This is a genomic window from Treponema denticola (assembly GCF_024181645.1).
Lineage (GTDB): Bacteria > Spirochaetota > Spirochaetia > Treponematales > Treponemataceae > Treponema_B > Treponema_B denticola_A.
In genome coordinates this window covers 338,019-358,072 of the sequence record NZ_CP058624.1, presented here as the reverse complement: position 1 = coordinate 358,072, position 20,054 = coordinate 338,019, and the positions used below count along the sequence as shown (strand labels likewise).

At 37.8% G+C, this 20,054-nt stretch carries 16 protein-coding genes and 1 tRNA gene; 9 read left to right on the top strand and 8 right to left on the bottom strand.

From position 1 onward, the window contains the following. Window positions 1-2 precede the first annotated feature (2 nt). Entirely contained in the window at window positions 3-590 is a 588-nt protein-coding gene (locus HO345_RS01670) for a J domain-containing protein (RefSeq protein WP_253683541.1), read from the top strand. Here the strand turns inward: HO345_RS01670 and HO345_RS01665 are convergent. From HO345_RS01665 to HO345_RS01645, 5 genes are all read right to left on the bottom strand, one after another. After that, window positions 587-2,332, bottom strand: a complete 1,746-nt coding sequence (locus HO345_RS01665) for a 6-hydroxymethylpterin diphosphokinase MptE-like protein (RefSeq protein ID WP_253683540.1) — start codon at window positions 2,330-2,332, stop codon at window positions 587-589. The genes HO345_RS01670 and HO345_RS01665 overlap by 4 nt on opposite strands. A gap of 2 nt (window positions 2,333-2,334) precedes the next feature. Beyond that, window positions 2,335-3,867 (bottom strand): peptidyl-prolyl cis-trans isomerase, encoded by a 1,533-nt coding sequence (locus HO345_RS01660; protein ID WP_253683539.1) that lies wholly within the window; start codon window positions 3,865-3,867, stop codon window positions 2,335-2,337. A gap of 120 nt (window positions 3,868-3,987) precedes the next feature. Then, a tRNA-Lys gene (locus HO345_RS01655) sits at window positions 3,988-4,060 on the bottom strand. A gap of 134 nt (window positions 4,061-4,194) precedes the next feature. Next, a complete protein-coding gene (locus HO345_RS01650; RefSeq protein ID WP_253683538.1) occupies window positions 4,195-4,974 on the bottom strand; it encodes a TPM domain-containing protein in 780 nt (259 codons plus the stop codon). Further along, complete coding sequence (locus tag HO345_RS01645; RefSeq protein WP_010695080.1) at window positions 4,975-5,667, bottom strand: TPM domain-containing protein; 693 nt, start codon at window positions 5,665-5,667, stop codon at window positions 4,975-4,977. Window positions 5,668-5,832: 165 nt separating this feature from the next. Here HO345_RS01645 and HO345_RS01640 point away from each other — a divergent pair, with 165 nt between their 5' ends. Further along, entirely contained in the window at window positions 5,833-7,239 is a 1,407-nt protein-coding gene (locus tag HO345_RS01640; protein WP_010695079.1) for a 3' terminal RNA ribose 2'-O-methyltransferase Hen1, read from the top strand. Next, window positions 7,229-9,799, top strand: a complete 2,571-nt coding sequence (locus HO345_RS01635) for a polynucleotide kinase-phosphatase (RefSeq protein ID WP_253683537.1) — start codon at window positions 7,229-7,231, stop codon at window positions 9,797-9,799. Before HO345_RS01640 ends, HO345_RS01635 begins: the two co-directional genes overlap by 11 nt. Window positions 9,800-9,826: 27 nt before the next feature. On the opposite strand, the gene HO345_RS01630 is transcribed toward HO345_RS01635, so the two are convergent. Continuing rightward, complete coding sequence (locus tag HO345_RS01630; protein WP_002667363.1) at window positions 9,827-10,087, bottom strand: SemiSWEET family transporter; 261 nt, start codon at window positions 10,085-10,087, stop codon at window positions 9,827-9,829. A gap of 140 nt (window positions 10,088-10,227) precedes the next feature. On the opposite strand from HO345_RS01630, the gene HO345_RS01625 reads away from it, so the two are divergent. The 5 genes from HO345_RS01625 (at window position 10,228) to HO345_RS01605 (ending at window position 15,055) form a co-directional block, all read left to right on the top strand. Further along, window positions 10,228-11,424, top strand: a complete 1,197-nt coding sequence (locus tag HO345_RS01625) for an MFS transporter (RefSeq protein WP_253683536.1) — start codon at window positions 10,228-10,230, stop codon at window positions 11,422-11,424. Beyond that, complete coding sequence (gene nth, locus HO345_RS01620; protein WP_253683535.1) at window positions 11,408-12,040, top strand: endonuclease III; 633 nt, start codon at window positions 11,408-11,410, stop codon at window positions 12,038-12,040. The genes HO345_RS01625 and nth overlap by 17 nt, the downstream gene beginning before the upstream one ends. A gap of 117 nt (window positions 12,041-12,157) precedes the next feature. Then, window positions 12,158-13,573, top strand: coding sequence for a pyruvate kinase (pyk, locus tag HO345_RS01615; RefSeq protein ID WP_253683534.1), 1,416 nt, complete (start codon window positions 12,158-12,160; stop codon window positions 13,571-13,573). 12 nt (window positions 13,574-13,585) lie between these two features. Further along, window positions 13,586-14,524 (top strand): NYN domain-containing protein, encoded by a 939-nt coding sequence (locus HO345_RS01610; protein ID WP_253683533.1) that lies wholly within the window; start codon window positions 13,586-13,588, stop codon window positions 14,522-14,524. A 15-nt stretch (window positions 14,525-14,539) separates the two neighbouring features. Next, on the top strand, window positions 14,540-15,055 hold the full coding sequence (locus HO345_RS01605) for a hypothetical protein (RefSeq protein ID WP_253683532.1): 516 nt from the start codon (window positions 14,540-14,542) through the stop codon (window positions 15,053-15,055). On the opposite strand, the gene amrB is transcribed toward HO345_RS01605, so the two are convergent. Next, window positions 15,052-15,927 carry an AmmeMemoRadiSam system protein B gene (gene amrB, locus HO345_RS01600; protein WP_253683531.1) on the bottom strand — a complete coding sequence of 292 codons (876 nt, stop codon included), beginning with the start codon at window positions 15,925-15,927 and terminating at the stop codon, window positions 15,052-15,054. The genes HO345_RS01605 and amrB overlap by 4 nt on opposite strands. A 36-nt stretch (window positions 15,928-15,963) precedes the next feature. Then, window positions 15,964-18,753, bottom strand: a complete 2,790-nt coding sequence (locus tag HO345_RS01595) for a DUF3160 domain-containing protein (RefSeq protein ID WP_253683530.1) — start codon at window positions 18,751-18,753, stop codon at window positions 15,964-15,966. Window positions 18,754-18,875: 122 nt separating this feature from the next. On the opposite strand from HO345_RS01595, the gene HO345_RS01590 reads away from it, so the two are divergent. Further along, window positions 18,876-19,970, top strand: coding sequence for an SAM-dependent methyltransferase (locus HO345_RS01590; protein WP_253683529.1), 1,095 nt, complete (start codon window positions 18,876-18,878; stop codon window positions 19,968-19,970). The last annotated feature ends 84 nt before the right edge of the window (window positions 19,971-20,054 follow it).

The window sequence follows — 20,054 nt, the reverse complement described above, 5'->3', positions numbered from 1 at the left end:
TTATGACATTACAAGATAATTTTAAGGATGATATAAAAAAATTTATTACAATAGCACAAAGTATTCCAAAAGAAGAAATAAAAAAAGAATATTATACTCTTGTAAAAAAATATCATCCCGATATGTATACAAACAATAAGACTCAATATGATAAATACATGATGATTTTAAACCATGTGTATTCAAATATAAAAACAAACTCCAAGGCAGAATCTACAATAATAAGTGATGAATATGAAAAAATGAAAGTAAATGGGAAATATAAATTTATTAACAGAGATAAAAAAGCCGAACATGTTTCGGATAAGTCTCTTTTTTTATATAAAATGGGATTAGATAAAATTTTTTGGTCACGGGATTATCTTTGCGCACATCCTCTGTCGAAAGGCTTCGGTGATGAAATCGTAGTTGAAATATCTCAAGCTCTTTATCAGGCTATTAAGTATTTAACGGACTCCATCAAAATAGGAAAAAACAATAATTGGATAAATGAAGCAAAAGAAAAAATTCAATGGGCATATGAAATGAATAGCCGCATTACAAAAAATTTATACGATATGAATTTTAGTAAAGCTTTGGCATTTTCTTAATTGGTAAAATTTTCATTTGTCAGATGTATTTTTAAAAAATATTCTATCTCAATTCTTACACGGGATAAAAAATGTTTATCCAAGAGGGTTTCGGATAAGGAATTATAATCCGGGAAATGAAGATATAGATAAGGCATAGATAAAAGAAGAGTTTTAATTTCTGCATCAGAAGAATTTATTTTTCCGATAAAAATACTTTTGAGCCTAAGAAGTTTTTCTTTTTCGGAAATTAAAAAATCTTTTATCGCTTTTTCTTTATCTGCATAATTATAATTTATAAATTTTTTTTTATTATTTTTATTTATAGAACAAGATGCTTCATAGCTCAAATCAACAACCCCTCCGCACGAATAAAAATCGTCTATGATTTTTTTTGCCGTATCAAAGTTTATTTTTTTTGAATTTAGCTCCAAACCTGATTGCCCTATATCAAAAAAGCTTTCTTTAGAAGCAAAAAGTTTTTTATAAAGCTCTCCGTAATTTTTTAAATTGGGAGAAGTAAAAGCAAGTCTGCCGTTTTTACCTTTTTCAAAACTAAGCTTATTCGGAAACAAAGATTCTCCCGTGTAAAGACTTTTTATTTTGGAAATATCCGAAAATATATTTTTAACTTGATAGCTTAATTTTGAATGACTGAATCCCTGCCCCCACGAAAAATCCAAACCTGTATGAAAAATAGGAAGATCGTCAAAAGCCAATCTTTCGGCAAGGGCTAAGGCAGCAAGCCCCACCGAGCCCATAGCTTCAAGTCTTAAAGGTAAAATATTTTTTTCTTTTAAAACGGAAAAAAAAGAACTTGCCAAGGAATCTTGCGCGGAATAATCGGTAAAGAAAAAAGCCTTATTTCCATTTAACTTTACGAGCAAAGAAGGGTTCGATGTCAAATCCGCGATAATGGGAATATCTAAATCCGTAATGCCGATAAAGGCTTTTTGAATCCAATATTGCGACTCAAGCAAAACAACAGCGTCAGGTCTTATTTCGGGATAAAGTCCTGCAAAAGCAGCATCAACCGCAAGAACAAAAAACCTATCCCTGTTTTCTTTTATAAATTCAATGGAAGAATCAAGAGACGGTCCTGCTCCTATTACAACAATAGGTCTATTAACCGATTTTTCAATTAAATAACCGAAATAAGAATTTATATTTAAAGCCGAACTTTTATCAGGGCTCTTTACAATAGAACGTAAAATCGAATAATAGTTTTTAAAAAAATTACGGGCATAATTTCTGCCGAATTGAATTAGCGTTAATCGGTTAATCCATATTTGCGAAATATATTGAGAGATAAAATCAAAGGCTTGAGAATAAAAGGATTGATTTAAAGCCGCTCCTCCCGAAAAATCTATTCTTATAACGCGTCTAATTTTTTTTCCTTTAATAAAATCATCAAACTGCTTTAATAAGATATTTATCGAATCCGTTCCCGTATATAAAAATTTAGAATCTTCTAAAATATTTTTATCGATTTTATTTTTTGAAAGCTTCAACAGTTTTTCATCAGCTTCCAAAGCGAGGGCAAAAGAATCCGCCGGGAGTTTTTCTAAAAGCTCTTTTAATCCGTATCCCAAAACCGGAGATACACAAAGAACCAATGTTTCATTTTGAATTACAATAGAAGAAATTAATTGTAGGATATTTTTTTGCGGTGAGTGTTTTGAATATAAGTACTTGCCTTTGTATAAAACCGAAAAACCTGAGTCAATCGGAATGAGCTCAGGTTTTTCATTATTTGCAGTCATTATTATTTAAACAGGTTCCCAAAATTATCTTGGAATTTGGAATTTGTAAAAATATAATCCATAAAGGTTTTATGAGCAATCGGAAGAGGATAATTCATACCCTGCATACTCATAATAGCCGCTATGTGATAATAGGGAAACCAAGCACCTGCTTGATTTTGATAATCCTTTTTAGTGCGGTCAAGAGTGTACTCATCAACTTCTTTTTCTTCTTCAAGAGTCAGCACCGCAACTTGGGAACCTGCAAGGATGGGCTCTGAAATTTCTCCGCTCTTTAATGCAAAGGCTTTTTTAAAAAAAGATTCATTTTTTTCAAGCGAGGTAAAAATACCTTGAGACGGAAGAGACGGAAGAGAACTTGCATTCCCATAGTTTATACCGAACAAGTTTGAGGTTTCAACGGTTAGAGTTGTTTCTTCAAAATCTTCAGCAGCCGTTTCAAAACCTGCGGTTCTTGCAGCTTCTGCAAATCTATTTGCAGTCTGAAGAACATAATCTTCAAGCATACCCTTTTCATTTCGGTTCATGTAATTTCTAATATTTGAAATAAGAGCTTCACTTTCAAAATCGGGAAGAGAAGGTTCTGCATTACATCTTACAATTCCGAACATTCCGTTTTGCATTGAAACGACCGGACTCAAATCGGAAGGCTTTAAAGTCAAAACAGCTTTAAGGTGTTCGTTATCGGGAAAATATCTATTTATATCCGTTCGATAATTTGAAGTAATTTTCCCGTTATCATCCGTTAAGGTCTTTGTCGCATTTAAAATAACCGCATCCTCAAAACTCACCTCTCCGCTTTTAATCGATGCCAGCATCTTTTTTGCTTCTTCTTCGGTAGGATAACTTAATAAGGATAAATCATAACTTGTAAAAAGATCGCTGTGCTCTTTTCCGTATTTTACGATTTCGGAAGAAGGATAAAGGCTCAAATTAAAAACAACATATTTAAAACTTCTTTCTTTTTTTGCCATATCGACAATAAAGTCTGTTTCCTTGGAAGAGGTTTTAAGCCCATACCCGCTTCCGTTTCCGAACAAGTCTTCTATATATCGGTTGTCCTTAATGTATTTTTCGATTTCTTTTCGATATGTAACACGCGTAGTTTCGGGAGTGTTCTGATATTTGCTTTCGGAATAAACGCCGTTTTCATCCAAATAATAGTTTATTAAATCCTTATTTATACGGAATTGCGGAACTCTATATCCTGCATTTATAACCTCATCCTCCATAGCTACCTGCACAACAGCAGCTCTAAAAGCTAAGTATGAAATCTGGTTCCAAAAATATTCTTTCATTTGGGCATCTTCCGGCTCCATTTTTTGGCGATCGACATAATTAGCCAAAAATTGATATTGGTCAATAAAAGGAGATGAAGGCCCATTATCAATTCTTACATTTCCCCATTTACCGACGACTTTAAAACCTTGAGAAGCCCGATCAGTAATCATAGGAGCCGCAACGAAGGCAATTACTCCCAAAACAAAAACTATAATGCCCCCGATGGAAGCAGCAATCTTTTTTGAACTAGCCATATAAACCTCTAAAAATGTAAATTTAGACTTAAAGCAGAATAGTACCACTTATACAGCCTCTTTGTCAATACATCGGCATCGGGCAAAAAAAAACGGAACCGATATAAACCGATTCCGTTTTGAGCTATTCAGGATTCGAACCTGAGACCCACGCCTTAAAAGGGCGTTGCTCTACCTACTGAGCTAATAGCCCATTTTGCATTTGCAACGGGAGTTATAATATCATAGGTATAAATAAATGTCAATACCAAATAGTCAAAAAAACATATTTTTTAGGAATTTTTAGCCTAAAAAGCAAGCTAAAGCGGATTTCCCCTTCAGATGACGTTACCAGCTTCCCGAAGCTCCGCCGCCTCCAAAGCTGCCCCCTCCTCCGGAATAACCGCCTCCGCCTCCCGAAGAACCTGAAAATTTAAACACGCTTCTTGAAGTAAATAAATTCGTTACCAATTCCTCACCGGTAAATCCCTTCAAAGTTATCAGGCGGTACAAAATCCAGAAAAAGCACGGAATAAGTCTGCAAAAAATAAACCATATTATAAGTAAAGCCGTAAGTCCGATGATGATAGCAAAGCCGTCAGAATCATCATCAGAGGAATTGATTTCGGACAGCATACTTTCATCCTGTAAGGCACATCCTGCAATAGCTTTTACCCCTAGGAATATCCCGTTACCGAAATTCCCTGTTTTAAATTCGGGAGCTATTACATTCCGTATAATACGGCCTGCAGCGGCATCGGTAATACTTGCCTCAAGGCCGTACCCTACTTCAATACGCATTTTTTTATCGTTTACGGCAACAAGGAGCAACACACCCGAATCTTTTTCTTTGGAGCCAAGCTGCCATGTTTCTGCAACACGCAATGAATATTCTTCACAATTTTCTCCTTCGAGAGAAGGTATAGTTAATACGGCTATTTGCACATCCGATTTTTTTTCAATTTCAAAAAGAAAATTCTCTATTTCAGTCTTTTGATCATCCGATAGAATACCGGCTAAGTCGTTTACAGGCCCTGTAAGCTTAGGCACATTAAGCGAAAAAATATCAACAGCCGCAGTAAAAAGGAAGATAGAAAAAATAAGCAATTTTTTAATATTTTTTTTCATTTACCTATCCAAAATAACAAGCCCGTCGGGATATTCATTCGGGTTTCCTGCCGTTTTAGGAAAATGTTCCGCAAGGATTTTTCCGCATTCTTCTATAGCCTTGCAAAAACTCTGTGTTGTATTCTTTGACTTTAAGCCGTCAGTTATTACGTCGCAAATACCGTTCCATGTGTTTTGCTCAACTTTTTCAGCAATACCGGAATCTGCGATAATAAAAACTTTTCTTTCAAGGATAGAAACAAAGATCAAAATACCGGTTCTTTCGGCAGTCTTATAAATTCCGCATTCTACAAAATGTTTTAAAGCTCTTGCATATACCCTTGCTTCCTTTATTTTTTTTGGAATTATTAATCTATCGAGAGCAGGAATATTTATCAGCAAAAAGAAAAGTAGCATTACAACGAAAACACCTGCCCCGATTACGGTCGTAAGAGTCTTAGGTGAAGGATACCAAAGTTTTGTTTCGAGTAATTGCCAAATACCGTTTCCGAAATAAAGCATAACAAAAAAAGAAATAAAGGCTAGGCAGACGGCAGCAAACAATTCTACAAACGAATAAGAATCACTTTGAGGAATAACCGCCAAAGCAATTTCACCATTTGTAGTTTTTTCCGCCTCTGCAACAGCATTTTTAATCAAATTCAAATCTTTATTCGTAATATGTATTTTATTTAATATCCGTTTATTTTCCATAGGTTACCTCTAAGGCTTATTCTATCATTTTTTAATAAAAATCACAAGCCTTGTAATTCTTCTTGCTGTAATTATTGAATTAAAGAACCTTTATCGCTTACTTGTGAAATTATCGGCGATATGTTAAAATACCGACTGTTTATGATAAATTTAAAGGAAGAATAAATGCTTTTAACAATAAGTGCTGAAGGAAATAACTCGAATATTTTAAGTTTTTTGCTGCATAAACATCCCGATAAATTACAGACAGCAGAATTATCGGTAGGAAAGGCTCATGTTTTTTATCCCGAATACTCCCAAGAAAAAACAACGGCTGCTCTGCTTTTAGAAATCGATCCTGTCGGAATGGTGCGCAATGCAAAAAATTTTACGGGAAAGGAATTTTTACTGGGTCAATATGTAAACGACCGCCCCTATGTTGCTTCCTCATTTATGAGTTCTGCAATTTCAAAGGTCTTTTCAAGTGCCTTAAACGGAAACTGCAAAGAGCATCCGGAATATGTTGAAGAAGCTCTTTCCTTAACTGTAAAGATTTCAGTTATTCCCGCTCCCCGCGGCGGCGAGCTTTTAATTAAAAATCTCTTTGAACCTTTAGGCTACAGTATCGAAGCCGAGCGTCATATTCTCGATACAAAATTTACCGACTGGGGTTACGGAAAATATTTTACTCTCATATTAAAAAATAAATTACCTATTAAAGATTTACTTTCTCATCTTTATGTTTTAATTCCCGTATTAGATAACGAAAAGCATTATTTTATTACTCAGGATGAGGTCGATAAATTATTGCAAAAAGGAAAAGGCTGGCTTGAAAATCATCCTTCAAAAGATTTAATAGTTTCGCGCTATTTGATAAACATAAAATCGCTTGTCCGTTCTGCTTTTAATATTCTGGCTGAAGAAGAAAATACGGCTCAATCCGAAACTGAAGAAGAATCGGATTCACCTCTTCAAAAAGAAAAAAAGGAAAGGCTGCATGACCAAAGACTAAATGCCGTTACCGAAAAACTAAAAATGAGCGGAGCAAAAAGCGTTATCGACTTGGGCTGCGGAGACGGCAAACTGATACGGCTTCTTTTAAAAGAAAAACAATTTGAAAAAATTGCAGGCATGGATGTTTCATATTCCGAATTAACAAAATGCAAGGAAAGACTGCATTGGGAGGATATGCCGCCCAAACAAAAAGAAAAGCTTAGTTTATTTCAAAGTTCACTTATGTACAGGGATAAAAGATTTTCAGGCTTTGAAGCTGCCGCCGTTGTTGAAGTAATAGAACACATGGATGAAAACAGATTACCCGCCTTTGAAAAATCCGTTTTTAAATTTGCAAGACCAAGTACCGTAGTTCTTACCACGCCAAACAGCGAGTACAATGTGCAATATGAAAATTTAGCAAGCGGAAAAATGCGGCATACCGATCACCGTTTTGAATGGACACGCAAGGAATTTGAAACATGGGCAAAAAGAGTTGCCGATGAAAATAATTATTCCGTAGAATTTTTTCCGGTAGGCGAAGAAGAAAAAAATATAGGAGCTCCGTCACAGATGGCGGTATTTAAATATGCAGATTAATATACCCAAGACTTCACTGGTTTTACTTGTCGGAGTTTCAGGCTCCGGTAAAAGCAGCTTTGCACAAAAACATTTTGAAAAATATGAAATTGTTTCTTCCGATATTTGCCGAGGTATAGTTTCAAATGATGAAAATAATCAATCAGCTACAAACGATGCTTTTGAAGTTTTTAATTTTATTCTTTCAAAACGGCTTCAAAACAGCTTACTCACGGTTGCAGATGCGACAAATATTCAGCAGGAAGCAAGAAAAAAACTTCTCAACATAGCCCGTTCCTTTCATGTTCTTCCTGTTGCAATTGTTTTTGATTTACCTCAAGAGCTTTGTGAAAAACGAAATGAAGAGAGGACAGACAGAAAAATTTCTTCCGGAGTTTTAAGACATCAGATGCAGGACTTAAAACATTCGTTAAAGAATTTAAAAAAAGAAGGCTTTAAAAAACTTTATATTCTAAGATCGGAAGAAGAAGTAAATTCCGTTACGGAAATTATCCGTGAAAAACTTTATAACGATAAAACCGATATGCACGGCCCATTCGATATTATCGGTGATGTGCACGGCTGCTATGATGAGCTTGTAGAACTTTTGCAAAAACTAAATTACAAAATAGATTCGGTAAACGATGACGGAAAAAATTACGGCTTCAATGTAAGCCATCCCGAAAACCGTACAGCCGTTTTTTTAGGCGATTTGGTAGACAGGGGGCCGGCTTCTCCTCAAGTTTTAAAACTTGTTATGAGCATGGTGCAGAACGGTTCGGCACTCTGTGTTCCCGGCAATCACGATATGAAGCTTCATAAAAAACTTAACGGAAAGGCAGTACAGGAAAAACACGGACTTGCAGAAACCCTTCAGCAGCTCGAAAACGAATCTGAAGAATTTAAAAACGATGTAAAAGAATTTTTATACGGCCTAATCAGTCACTATGTTTTGGATTCGGGAAAACTGGTTGTAGCCCATGCAGGTTTAAAAGAAGAAATGCAGGGACGCGGTTCAGGAGCTGTACGCTCTTTTTGTTTATACGGAGAAACTACCGGCGAAACGGATGAGTTCGGGTTACCGGTAAGATATAATTGGGCATCCGAATACCGCGGCAGGGCAAAGGTTGTTTACGGCCATACTCCCGTTCCGAATCCGCAATGGTTGAATAATACGATTGACATAGACACAGGCTGCGTTTTCGGCGGAGCTCTGACAGCCCTCCGTTATCCCGAAGAGGAGTTTGTATCGGTTAAGGCAAAAAAAGTTTATTCGGAACCTGTGCGGCCTATCGAACCCCAAGTTTCATTTTCATTGCAGCATGAAAACGATGACCTCCTCGATATTGAAGATGTAACAGGCAGAAGAATTATTCAAACTCGATTAAAAAACAATATCCTAATCCGAGAAGAACAGTCCATTGCAGCACTTGAAGCGGTCAGCCGTTTTGCAGTAAACCCTAAATGGCTTATATATCTTCCGCCCACCATGTCTCCTTCGGAAACAAGCAGCCTTGAAAATTTTTTAGAGCATCCAATTGAAGCTATCGATTATTACAAAAGCCGCGGAGTTAAAAAAATTATTTTGGAAGAAAAGCACATGGGCTCCAGAGCTGTGCTTGTTGTTTGCAAAGATACGCAGACTGCGGAAAAAAGATTCGGCATTGAAGATGAAGGTTTCGGTATTTGTTATACACGCACGGGAAGAAATTTTTTTAATGATTCAATAATCGAAAAAGAATTTTTAACAAAGGTTCAAAAGGCCTTAACACTTTCAAACTTTTGGGAAAAACAGAACACCGATTGGGTTTGTCTTGATGCGGAACTTATGCCTTGGTCTGTAAAGGCTCAAAGTCTTATACATGACCAATATGCGGCGACAGGCTCATCTGCAATAAACGCTCTTTCGGGAGCGGAAAAAATTTTAAACCTCACAAAATTGAGAGGAATTGAAGGAGCAGAAAACTTATCAAATATTTTTACTCAAAAAAAAGTTTCGGTTGAAAAATTTATTGAATCTTACCGTAATTATTGTTGGGAAGTAAAAAGCATAGATGATTATAAACTCGCTCCCTTCCATATTTTGGCAACGGAAGGTGCTGTGCATACCGATAAAAATCACGAATGGCATATGGAAAACATAAAAGAAATATGTCTTGCCGATAAAACTCTTTTTAAAATTACACCCTATAAAATAGTTGATGTAGAAAACGAAAATGAAATAAAAGATGCAGTAGATTGGTGGTTATCTCTTACACAAAAAGGAGGAGAAGGCATGGTAATAAAGCCCTTCGATTTTGTTTTCCATGCAGAAAAGTACGGCCTCGTTCAGCCGGCAGTCAAGTGCCGTGGTAAAGAATACTTGCGTATTATTTACGGCCCCGAATATTGCGAAAAAGAAAATTTAGACCGTTTAAAGAAAAGGGGCTTAGCAAAAAAAAGAGCCCTAGCCTTGCAGGAATTTGCCTTAGGCGTAGAGGCTCTTGAACGCTTTGTAAAAAAAGAACCTTTAAGGCGAGTTCATGAAAGTGCCTTTGCAGTTCTTGCCCTCGAAAGCGAAGCTGTAGATCCGCGATTGTAGACATTGCAGCAATGCGGATAATCAGTCTCAAAGTGCAGTAATAAAGGCAACCAAACCGAAAATTATGCCGGGTGAATTTGCAAAGGCAATCGGCCAGTCCCGTTTAGGTTTTTTCATAAGCCCGTATGTTACCCAAAGAGTACAGTTTATTGCAGCAACCAAGGGCTGAAGCCAATTTCCTTTCATTCCGTTTAAATTATTACTTATTTGCGGAATATACGAGACATACATTGCCATAGCGGTTGCGGTTGCAACCCATCCTAAAATCGTAAAAAATTTAGAGTTCATAATCACTTCCTAATAAAATTCCGTTCTTAAAAGAAGAACAGAAATTCTTTCGATAGATTATAAATATTTTTTATTTTTAAGTCTACTGCTGCCCGCCTTGACTATTCTTATAAAAAACAATATCATATCGATAATTCCTTATGAAAGATTTACGAAAAAGAACCTTTAATGTTTCAGGCCTTAGTTTTTTAGTTTATTCTCTTTCTTCTATTGCAATCTCAATATGCCTCGTAAATATTAAAAGAGACTTAAATTTTTCGCTTACGGAAGCGGGATTATTCGGAATGCTTTGTGCTATCGAGCAGATGATAATTCTTTTTATAAGCCCCATCTTTGCCGCCAAATTCGGTAAGATAAAAGTTTTGCGCACAGCTCTTTTGATATTAACCGCAGGGCTTTTTTTCTTTTCAAAAAGCATCAATTTTTTTACGGCTCTTTTAAGCGCTCTTTGTATGGGCTTGGGCGTTGCAAATATGGAAGCCCTGCTGACTCCCATAGTAAACGATTTATATCCGAACGATACCGGAGCAAAGATGAATATGATGCATGCATTTTGGCCCTTGGGAACTTGTTCCGGTCTGATAGGCTTCGGCTATCTTCTTTCGATAGGAATAAACTGGAGATACATTTACATAGGCTTATCGATTTTTGCTCTATTGATTTGTTTTTCCTATCCTTCATCAAAAAAAATAAAACTTCCTCCCTCGGACGGAAGCAAGGCTGCCTTTAAAGAAATATTTTCTATGCCCTCTTTTTGGCTTTTCGGCCTATCCCTTTTCTTTGCAGGAGGAGCCGAAGGAGCTTTTGCCTTTTGGTCGGCTACCTTAATTCAGCTTTATTTAAAAGCCTCTGCCTTTTATGCAGGAATTGTAACAGCTAGCTTTGCCCTCGGAATGTTTATCGGAAGATCCTTAAACAGCAAGGTCTTAAAAAAAGTTTCTATTCAAAAAGCTATAATAGTTTCTTCGATTGCTTCATTTATAGTCAGCCTCTTATTTATTTTTGTAAACTCGCTTTTCGGTTTGGCAGTCTTTTTATTTTGTATGGGACTTTGCCTTGCCTGCCTTTGGCCGACAATCCAGTCCTTTGCCGCAGCCATCCTTCCGGTAGATGCAACAGCTCTTATGATTTTTTTATCCTGCTTCGGCGTTCCCGGTTACAGCACTGCAAGTTTTATCATGGGCATAGTCGGCGATAAATACGATTTATTCATTGCCTTTATTACGGTAATACCGATATTTTTAATTTTAGTTCCGATTCTTTTTATTATAGGATGCAAGCTATCGGGCTCACCTAAACTAAGAAAGATAAGAGGAAAAAATGAATTTATTGGATAAAGATAAAATCGAAGAAGTATACCGCCGCTTAAAAAAAAATAATCCTAACCCAAAAGGAGAATTACATTCTGCAAATATTTTCACCCTTTTGGTAGCAGTGGTATTATCTGCACAAGCAACTGATGTCGGCGTAAATAAAGCAACGGGACCTTTTTTTAAGGCAGCCGATACACCTCAAAAAATGATAGAGCTGGGCGAAGAAGGAATCCGCGAATTCATCAAAACAATAAATTTATATCCGACAAAGGCTAAGCGTATTTTTGAATTAAGCCGCATAATTCAAAACGAGTATGCAGGAAGGGTTCCCGACACAATGGAAGAACTTATAAAACTTCCCGGAGTCGGCCGCAAAACCGCAAACGTGGTTTTAAATATGGGCTTCGGAAAACCTGCAATCGCAGTGGATACCCATATCCTGCGCACAGCCCCGCGTATAGGCCTTTCATCGGGCAAGACACCGATTCAAGTTGAAGAAGATTTACTCAAAGTTACTCCAAAAAAATATTTACTAAATGCCCACCACTGGATTCTCCTCCACGGACGCTATATCTGCAAGGCCAGAAAACCCGAATGTGAAACCTGTTTTTTATCCGATATTTGCATGAAGAATTTGTAAATGCTGGGTTCCATTGAACTTATCTTCTCCGCTTAAAAACAATTTGTTTTTTCTTAGGCATTTGAATTTTTTTGCGATTTATAGTATCATAATAGAATAAAGTTTTGGAGGAATCCCATGAAAAAAACAAAGATAGTATGCACAATAGGGCCTGCTTCCGACTCAGAAAGGGTCTTGGCAGAAATGTTTAAAGCCGGTTTAAATGTCTGCCGCCTTAATTTTTCGCATGGAAGCCATGAAGAACACAAGGTTAAAATAGATAGAATAAAAAAAATAAGAGAAGAGTTAAAAATGCCTGTTGCACTTTTGTTGGACACTAAGGGGCCCGAAATACGTTTGGGGGGTTTTGAAAAGCCTGTAGAAATTGTACAAGGTCAGGAATTTGTTATTACAACCAGAGATGTAATCGGCACAAATCAAATATGCAGTATTTCATATAAGAATATCGCCGCCGAAATTAAACCTAAAAGCAGAATCCTTATAAACGACGGATTGTTGGAGCTACAGGTTATCGATATTTTAAACGATACGGACATAGAATGTGTTGCAGTAAATTCCGGAACCTTAAGCAGCCGAAAAGGTGTAAACATTCCGGGCTTGAGGGTAAACCTTCCTTACATGAGTGAAAAGGATATCTCCGATATCGAATTCGGAATTGAAAACGATGTGGATTTTATTGCCGCATCCTTTACACAAAGAGCCGACGATATTATCCAAATAAGAAAACTTTTGGAAAAACATAAAAGCAAAATCGCCGTTATAGCAAAAATAGAAAATCAAGAAGGCTTGGACAACATAGATGAAATTTTAGCGGAAGCCGACGGAATAATGGTAGCCCGGGGAGATATGGGAGTAGAAATAGAGCCCGAAAAAATCCCTCATCTTCAAAAGCAGCTGATAAAAAAAGCAAATATTGCAGGAAAGCCGGTTATCACCGCAACTCAGATGCTCGAATCTATGACCCACAACCTGCGTCCCACCAGAGCCGAAGTTACCGACGTTGCAAACGCTATTCTCGACGGAACATCAGCTGTAATGCTTTCGGGAGAAACCGCAGCAGGTGAATACCCTGTCGAAACCGTGGCCATGATGACCTCAATTGCAAACTCTATAGAAGAAACATTAGATTATGAAAAACTATTTGATGAAAATGCTTCTCTTCACGAAACTACAATTACAAATGCAATCGCAAGAGCTACCTGCTCTACAGCCCTAGCCCTCGATGCAAATGCAATCATAACGGCATCAGCTTCGGGAATAACGCCCAGGGCCCTTTCAAAATTTAAACCGAAGGTACCTATTATCGCAATAACGGGATCGCCTCAGGTTATGAGAAAGCTTGCCCTCGACTGGGACGTATATCCTGTCTTAGCCGATCCTATAAAATCGACCGACAACATGTTCGATGTTTGTTCACAAATTGCAAAGGACACAGGCCATGTAAAAAAAGGAGACATAGCAATCCTTACGGCAGGTATTCCTATAGGCAAGGCAGGATCTACAAACCTTTTAAAGGTAGAAATAATAGAATAAGGTAATAACAAAATGGAAAAAAAATATGCTATTTTAATTGACGGAGACAACATAGCTCCTTCCTATCTCGACTCGATAATTTCCGAAGTTTCAAAGGAAGGAGAGGTACTGATAAAAAGACTTTACGGGGACTGGACTACTCCCAACATGAACGGCTGGAAACCTTGGCTTGAAAAAGTACCTATCCGCCCTGTCCAGCAATTTAGAAACGGCCCTAATGCAACCGATAACACAATCATAATGGATGCCATAGAACTTGCAAACACCAATCAAGGAATAAATGCGGTCTGCATAGTTTCTACCGATTCCGATTATTACAGCCTTGCCCTCAAATTGCGGGAGTATGGGCTCTATGTTTTGGGCGTCGGAAAGTCCAATGCAAAACCTCTTTGGGTAAATGCCTGCAACGAATTTAAATATCTTGAAAACTTTGATGAAACTGAAGAATACGAAGAAGATGCAAAAAGCGGCAAAAAGTTTAAATCCCTCGAAGACCTTATCTGCCATGCTTATAGAAATTCCCGCATGACCGAAGAAGGCTGGGTAAGCCTTTCCGACCTGGGAAATTCCATACGTAACTTTATGCCGGAATTCGATCCCCGCTCTTACAGCCACAATACATTGAGAGAAATAATCGATGCCCTATCGGATGATTTTGAACTAAGGCCGGACGACAGAATACCGCCAAACTATTGGATAAAGGCAATAGGCCGCAAAAATGAGACGCCAAAAATAAAGGGAAAAATAAAACGGCTTATGAACCGCTACGGAATTATCGAAAACGAAAACGGAGACTTTTTCTTTTCGTTCACAAACATCGATAAAAAATGCAGGGACAAACTTATAAAAGAGGGAACCCCGGTAAAGTTCAGGGTGTTTAAGATGCCAAATCCCAAGGGCGAAGATTCAGCGGACAGGAACGGCAAGGCCGCCGAAATAGAAATACTATAAAACGGAGTAACTTTTATGGAAAACAACCCTCAAAAAGACAAGATAGTAAAATTTTTTGCTTTGAAATTATGGCTCCGCATATCGGCTCTTGTAATCGGAGGTGCAATTTTTTATTTGAATATATCTTCCATGAAAGAAGGAGAGTATTCCATAATTGCCCTTATTTTTGGAACCCTGTTTTTAGCTGCGGGTCTTTTCGAAAATTCGTGGTACTTTAATATCACAAAAGAACAGGCTATTCAAAAAGCAGGGATATTCTTTTTTCCAAAAACAAAAATTATAAATTTTTCGGCCATACACAGCATCGAAATTGAAACCTTCAAAAGGCCGGCCCGCTTCGGCACCTTTACCGAAGTTAAGATGGTATTGCTTGACGGGAAAACAATAGTCATCGACAACGATAAGACGAAGTTTCTTCAAAAGCAACTTGAAGAAATTGCCGAAGTTCAAGATGTAATAAGGCGTCAAAATAATAAAAAAGCCGAAAACTTTTTTAATGCAGCCGCAGCCGATATTTTAAAGGAAGACTAATCTTCTTTTTCCCAAAAGTATGTAAAGAAATAACTTGTTATGTCTTCAGGATCAGTCGCATCGCTTAGTTTATAAGCATTAGTACTTCTTTGAATTGTACATTGCGTTTTTTCTGTAAACAACTTTGAAAGCAAATACATTGCAGGTCTGTTATCGCAGATACCGAGCGTCCAAGCAGAAGGTTTTAGACTTGTCAAAAAATAGCGGGACTTTGCATCCTTTTCGGCAGTTTTTTCTATATCGGATTTATGCGAAAAATCGGAAGAAATTAAAAGGAAGGAATCATTATCTTTGATAGAAAAAACTTTTGTTACCTTCTCATAAAGTTTAGTTGCAAGATTCATATTTACGGGAGGCTCTCCGTAATAAGCGATGGCAACAACCTTTGCATCGGGAAAGTATTTTTTTATGTATGGAATCAAGGTTGAAACGCCGTGCTCATAAACAAAGACCTTATCATCAAAGGGCACATCAAAAAGGCGGGATAAGTGTTCAGCCTTATCCTTTTCGGAGTTGACAAGGCCGTCCTTAGTTTGCCATGATCCGTTTGTTAAAGAAAAATCGTACAGAGAAAGGCCCCAATGAGAAGGGCTTAAAATATAAAAAGTTTTTATCTTTCTTGCTTCGGCAAGTTCGGTAAACCAATCATCTATTAAGGCATCGGTTAGAAGATGATGGCTCACCGTCCCGCCCCAAGGCTTTGCTCCGTCCGGCAAAGAAGCTTCCTTGGGAATAAACCTCGTCTTAGGAGGCCTTTCCCCATCAGAGCTCCATGTTCGGAAAATTTTTTCAGTCTCTTCCGTCACGTCTTTTTTGCCGGTACAAGCCGTCAAACAAAAACAAATAAAAAAAACGATGCTTAGAAATTTCATATTATCTAAAATTCATGTCCGGCAAAAATGCTTTTTTTAAAAAGAAATATTCTGAGCCCAGAAAGGCTTTAAGTCCTCCATATCTTTCTCATCTTCCTCTGCATAGACCTTTTCCTTCCATTCTTCGTTTGTCAGACGGTTAGATATGTCTTGTTCAAATTCATAATAATTAAAACAATAACCGACAGCTATTCTTTTTCCGCCTTGAGCATCGTTCAAGGGCACATAAATTCTATAGGGAATACCGACAGCCGTTTCAAGGGCGAAGCCTTCTTCACCATTTGTAAACACATCGGCAACCAAGGCCATACGAAGCTGCTCAGGTTCAACAACTGCATTTATGGAAGGCATAAGAATACGGGCAAGGAAGCCGGGCATCAAGGATATCCATTTTAGGTCTTTTTCAGAAACGGGCTTATCCGCAATTTCAAGTTTAACGATATCGGCAGCATGTAAGGCAGCATCTTTTAACATTTCAAGCTTTTCTAAATTCTTTTCATCTATGAGCTTATAAGGCTTTAATGCATCTATAAGAACATCCACAGAAGAAGCAGCGTTTTTCCAAAATGCCAAGTTAGGCTCTATATAGTGAACCGGATCGGGAATCTTCTTCACTCTGTAGGTAAGTTCTGCATCGGGGCCGCCTCCAAGCTCTGCTCCGGACTGCTTTGTATATAGAATAGTATCATGTCTTAACTCTGCCCATGTTCCGTGAGCCGACAATAAAGACTTTACACTCCATGCCGGGCTTTCGGTAAAGTAAAAACCGGAACCTTGCTCAAACCGGGCTTGCAAGCCTATCTCGTTTAGGATTTTACCGTAATAAGTTTTTCCCAATATTTTATCGGGAGAAGATACGGCTTCTTTTTCAATTTTATCAAGTAGCGTTTTTAATTCAGGGAAATCGGAGTAATCTTTTTGAAGTAATAAATCGGCAGACTGCGAACCCAGCCCCTTCATAATATCCAACCCCTTAACATGTGCACGGCCATACAGTCTGGGAGAGCTTACCAAGCTGTGAATATAAGAATCAAAAGTAAACCTTTGACCGAAAAGTCTCCAACCCATTGGAGGCTTTCTTTTTTCATCGGTACCTTCGGAAGCTGTGTAAAAAACGGAAGAGCCTGCTATAGCCGGAGGCCTTAGTTTTTCGTGAGCCGATTTCATAAATGCAAACAAGTTGTTTTTATCGCTTGCCCATTTTTCAAAGTCCTTTACATCATAGCTTTTCCAAAGAGGCAATACCTCTTTAAAAGATAGGTCATCGGACAGGCCGATTAAATCCGTTATAGGATCAAAAAGAGCTGACCACTTTTTGTAAAGGGCCTCATCATTTTTTACAAGCTCGGTAATCAAAAGAGCTATGGGTTCCATGTTCAAAGTTAGAGCATAAGCATCGGAAGCGGCCTTGCCATCCTGTTCCAAAACCTCCGGCCCCTTATCTGCAATTAAAAAATGAACATGACCGAACCACATCATTGCTCTAAAATAAGCAGACAAGATACCATTTTTTGTGTAGTGTCCTCTCGGTTTATATTGGGAATAATCTTCTTTTGTAAAAGCATCGTCTTCAAAAGTAAAAAGAGGAGAAACGGCAGCACCTTGAGCCTTATCAATCAAATCTATTTCTTCACTTACCGTTTTGGGATATTTTGAAAGGACTTCATCTTTATTGGGCTCTTTATAAACAGTTTCATCAGAGCCGTATTTATCTTTTTGAATTACAGACTTGGGTGCCAGCTCCAAGAGGGCACGGGCAGTTTGAAAATATAGTTTAGCCTTTTCTAAGGTTTCAGGTCTTGCCGTAGGAAAGCCTTTTTTGTTTACATTATTTAAACTATCGTCAAAGGCTGTTACAAGTTCAAAAAGTCTAGGCGTAAAAAAATTCTCTTCAATATTTTGCAATGTCCTATCAAAAAGAAGATGCTTTGCATGAGCCATCAAATCGGTAGTAATAAAAACCGTAGTGCCGTCATTTCCAAGAAAGCTTGAATCATAACTATCTTCATATGATTCGTAATGAGAACCATAATGATTTCTGTACAAAGCAATCATATCGTCAGCGGACATCATATGCAGATGATATTCATCGGGTTTAACTTTTTCAAAAATTAGCCTATCCCTCTCCAAAACAGCTTGCTGAGCCTTGTTTAAAAAAGCATAACCGAATACCGGATAGAATTCTTTAGGAACACCGTTTGTCAAATAACGCATAGAAATAACTTGATTTATTTTTAAATCATTATTCATACCTGTAAGGTCAGCTCCAAAGACAAGTCCTTTCTCGCCGTTCCATGTTGTGCGGTAAAAATAATTTTGATTTTCTTGAAAATTAAAAACACCGAAATCAAATTCATCTTCGGCATCGGGCGGAAGCCTTACCGGCTCTTTTTCAATATTCAAAACCGTGCCGAACGGAACAGGAATTCCCTTAGGCAGTTTTTTTAAGTCTTCTTGAGATTTTAATTCTGCATTAGGATAGAATAAACAAAGATCGCTTCCGACGACAGCGGTCGTTCCTTCTTGCACCTTATTGAAGGGGAAAGCTTTAAAAACAAGCTTATCTTTTAAATACTTTTGGTGGGCAGAAGGTGCACTCTGTTTTTTTGCAAATTCTACCTGCAAACTGCTGTCATACCTTACCTGTTCAAGAGACTTTTCTGCAAGCAATGATTCTTGCATTCCCATGTTTACATTTTCAGCAAGGTCATTGACTGTTGTTTCATTAGGCGCAGCTGCAGCTTTATCTTTTGCGTTGCAAGAAAAAAGCAATAAAACAGCCAACACCGACACAAAAATAAAACCATTCTTTTTTAATTGAAACATTTTAAAATTCCTCCATAAAACCAATATTACATAATTTATATGCACATAATAGCACAAACCTGCCTGATTGACAAGATACCATAAAAAACAGAAAATACACTTTTAAAAGAATACTAAAGATTATGCTGAATAAAGATGACTCCCGTATAAAATTATTAAAAGGCAGAGCGTGGCTTACCGTTCCTCAATTTGAAAACCATCTTCTCGATGAATTGGGAATTCCTCATGGAGAGGCTCCTATGGAAATTAGAAACCTCCCCAAGGATGCCGCTGTCTACGGTAAAATAGTATACAGAGAAAATTTTCCGAAAGATGTTTTTTGGAGCCGCCTTTGTATGGAAGAACCGTTTATAGCCGAGTTTTCGAGCATAAGCGAGGCTGCCGATATTTTGCGTTCAATCCAAAGAAACTGGGCATTTGTTCCGTTTAACTGCTTTAGACGGGCAGAGCTCATCGAAAAAAAGCTTCCCTTCATCAGCAAAAAAGAAAGGGATTTTCCCTACGATGTTCCCTCCGCCGAAATGGGAATCTGGACCCTCTTAAACGAAAATCAAATTTTCGCTTCGGCAAAAACTTCAAGCCCCTTCCCGCGGGGAGAAATTTTCTTTAAGGAAGACAAGATAAATCCGCCGAGCCGAGCCTACTTAAAAATGTGGGAAGCCTTAAGCCTCTTAAATTTTTACTTAAAAAAATATCAAGAAAAAAACGGCCTTTCTGAAAAGGCTGAAGCTATGCCCGCAGTTTCTTCCGAAAAAAAGAATGCCCTGCCCACAGCTTCTTCCGGGGAAAAAAATTCCCTGCCCACAGCTGATTCTGTCTGCCTCGATGCCGGAGCCTGCCCGGGAGGCTGGAGCTGGGTGCTGGATAGTTTGGGCTGCAAAATTATCGCAATCGACAGATGCCCCTTGAGGCCCGATTTAATGGCAAAGAAAAATATAGAATTTATAAAACATGATGCCTTTACCTTAAAGCCGGAAGACATAGGAAAAATAGATTGGCTTTGCTCCGATGTAATCTGTTATCCTCCGAGGCTTTATGATTGGATTATAAAATGGATTGACTCGGGCCTTTGCGAAAAATTTATATGCACAATAAAGATGCAGGGAGAACCCGATAACGAAACCGTTAAAAAGTTTGCAGCAATTCCAAACTCGAAGATTGTTCATCTGACGGCGAACAAACACGAACTAACCTGGCTAAAAGCCCCATTTATATAACCGTAAGTTGTTCGGTATCTAAACTTAGCAATTACCCATTTTTCACAGGAAGTGTGGTGGTTCTGTAAGTAAAACTCTACCACT

Coding starts and splice junctions, on each gene's coding strand:
- HO345_RS01625 (WP_253683536.1), top strand. CDS start 10,228: ATGAAAGATTTACGAAAAAGAACCTTTAATGTTTCAGGCCTTAGTTTT.
- amrB (WP_253683531.1), bottom strand. CDS start 15,927: ATGAAATTTCTAAGCATCGTTTTTTTTATTTGTTTTTGTTTGACGGCT.
- HO345_RS01610 (WP_253683533.1), top strand. CDS start 13,586: ATGGAAAAAAAATATGCTATTTTAATTGACGGAGACAACATAGCTCCT.
- pyk (WP_253683534.1), top strand. CDS start 12,158: ATGAAAAAAACAAAGATAGTATGCACAATAGGGCCTGCTTCCGACTCA.
- HO345_RS01665 (WP_253683540.1), bottom strand. CDS start 2,332: ATGACTGCAAATAATGAAAAACCTGAGCTCATTCCGATTGACTCAGGT.
- HO345_RS01630 (WP_002667363.1), bottom strand. CDS start 10,087: ATGAACTCTAAATTTTTTACGATTTTAGGATGGGTTGCAACCGCAACC.
- HO345_RS01605 (WP_253683532.1), top strand. CDS start 14,540: ATGGAAAACAACCCTCAAAAAGACAAGATAGTAAAATTTTTTGCTTTG.
- HO345_RS01640 (WP_010695079.1), top strand. CDS start 5,833: ATGCTTTTAACAATAAGTGCTGAAGGAAATAACTCGAATATTTTAAGT.
- HO345_RS01670 (WP_253683541.1), top strand. CDS start 3: ATGACATTACAAGATAATTTTAAGGATGATATAAAAAAATTTATTACA.
- nth (WP_253683535.1), top strand. CDS start 11,408: ATGAATTTATTGGATAAAGATAAAATCGAAGAAGTATACCGCCGCTTA.
- HO345_RS01650 (WP_253683538.1), bottom strand. CDS start 4,974: ATGAAAAAAAATATTAAAAAATTGCTTATTTTTTCTATCTTCCTTTTT.
- HO345_RS01595 (WP_253683530.1), bottom strand. CDS start 18,753: ATGTTTCAATTAAAAAAGAATGGTTTTATTTTTGTGTCGGTGTTGGCT.
- HO345_RS01645 (WP_010695080.1), bottom strand. CDS start 5,667: ATGGAAAATAAACGGATATTAAATAAAATACATATTACGAATAAAGAT.
- HO345_RS01660 (WP_253683539.1), bottom strand. CDS start 3,867: ATGGCTAGTTCAAAAAAGATTGCTGCTTCCATCGGGGGCATTATAGTT.
- HO345_RS01590 (WP_253683529.1), top strand. CDS start 18,876: ATGCTGAATAAAGATGACTCCCGTATAAAATTATTAAAAGGCAGAGCG.
- HO345_RS01635 (WP_253683537.1), top strand. CDS start 7,229: ATGCAGATTAATATACCCAAGACTTCACTGGTTTTACTTGTCGGAGTT.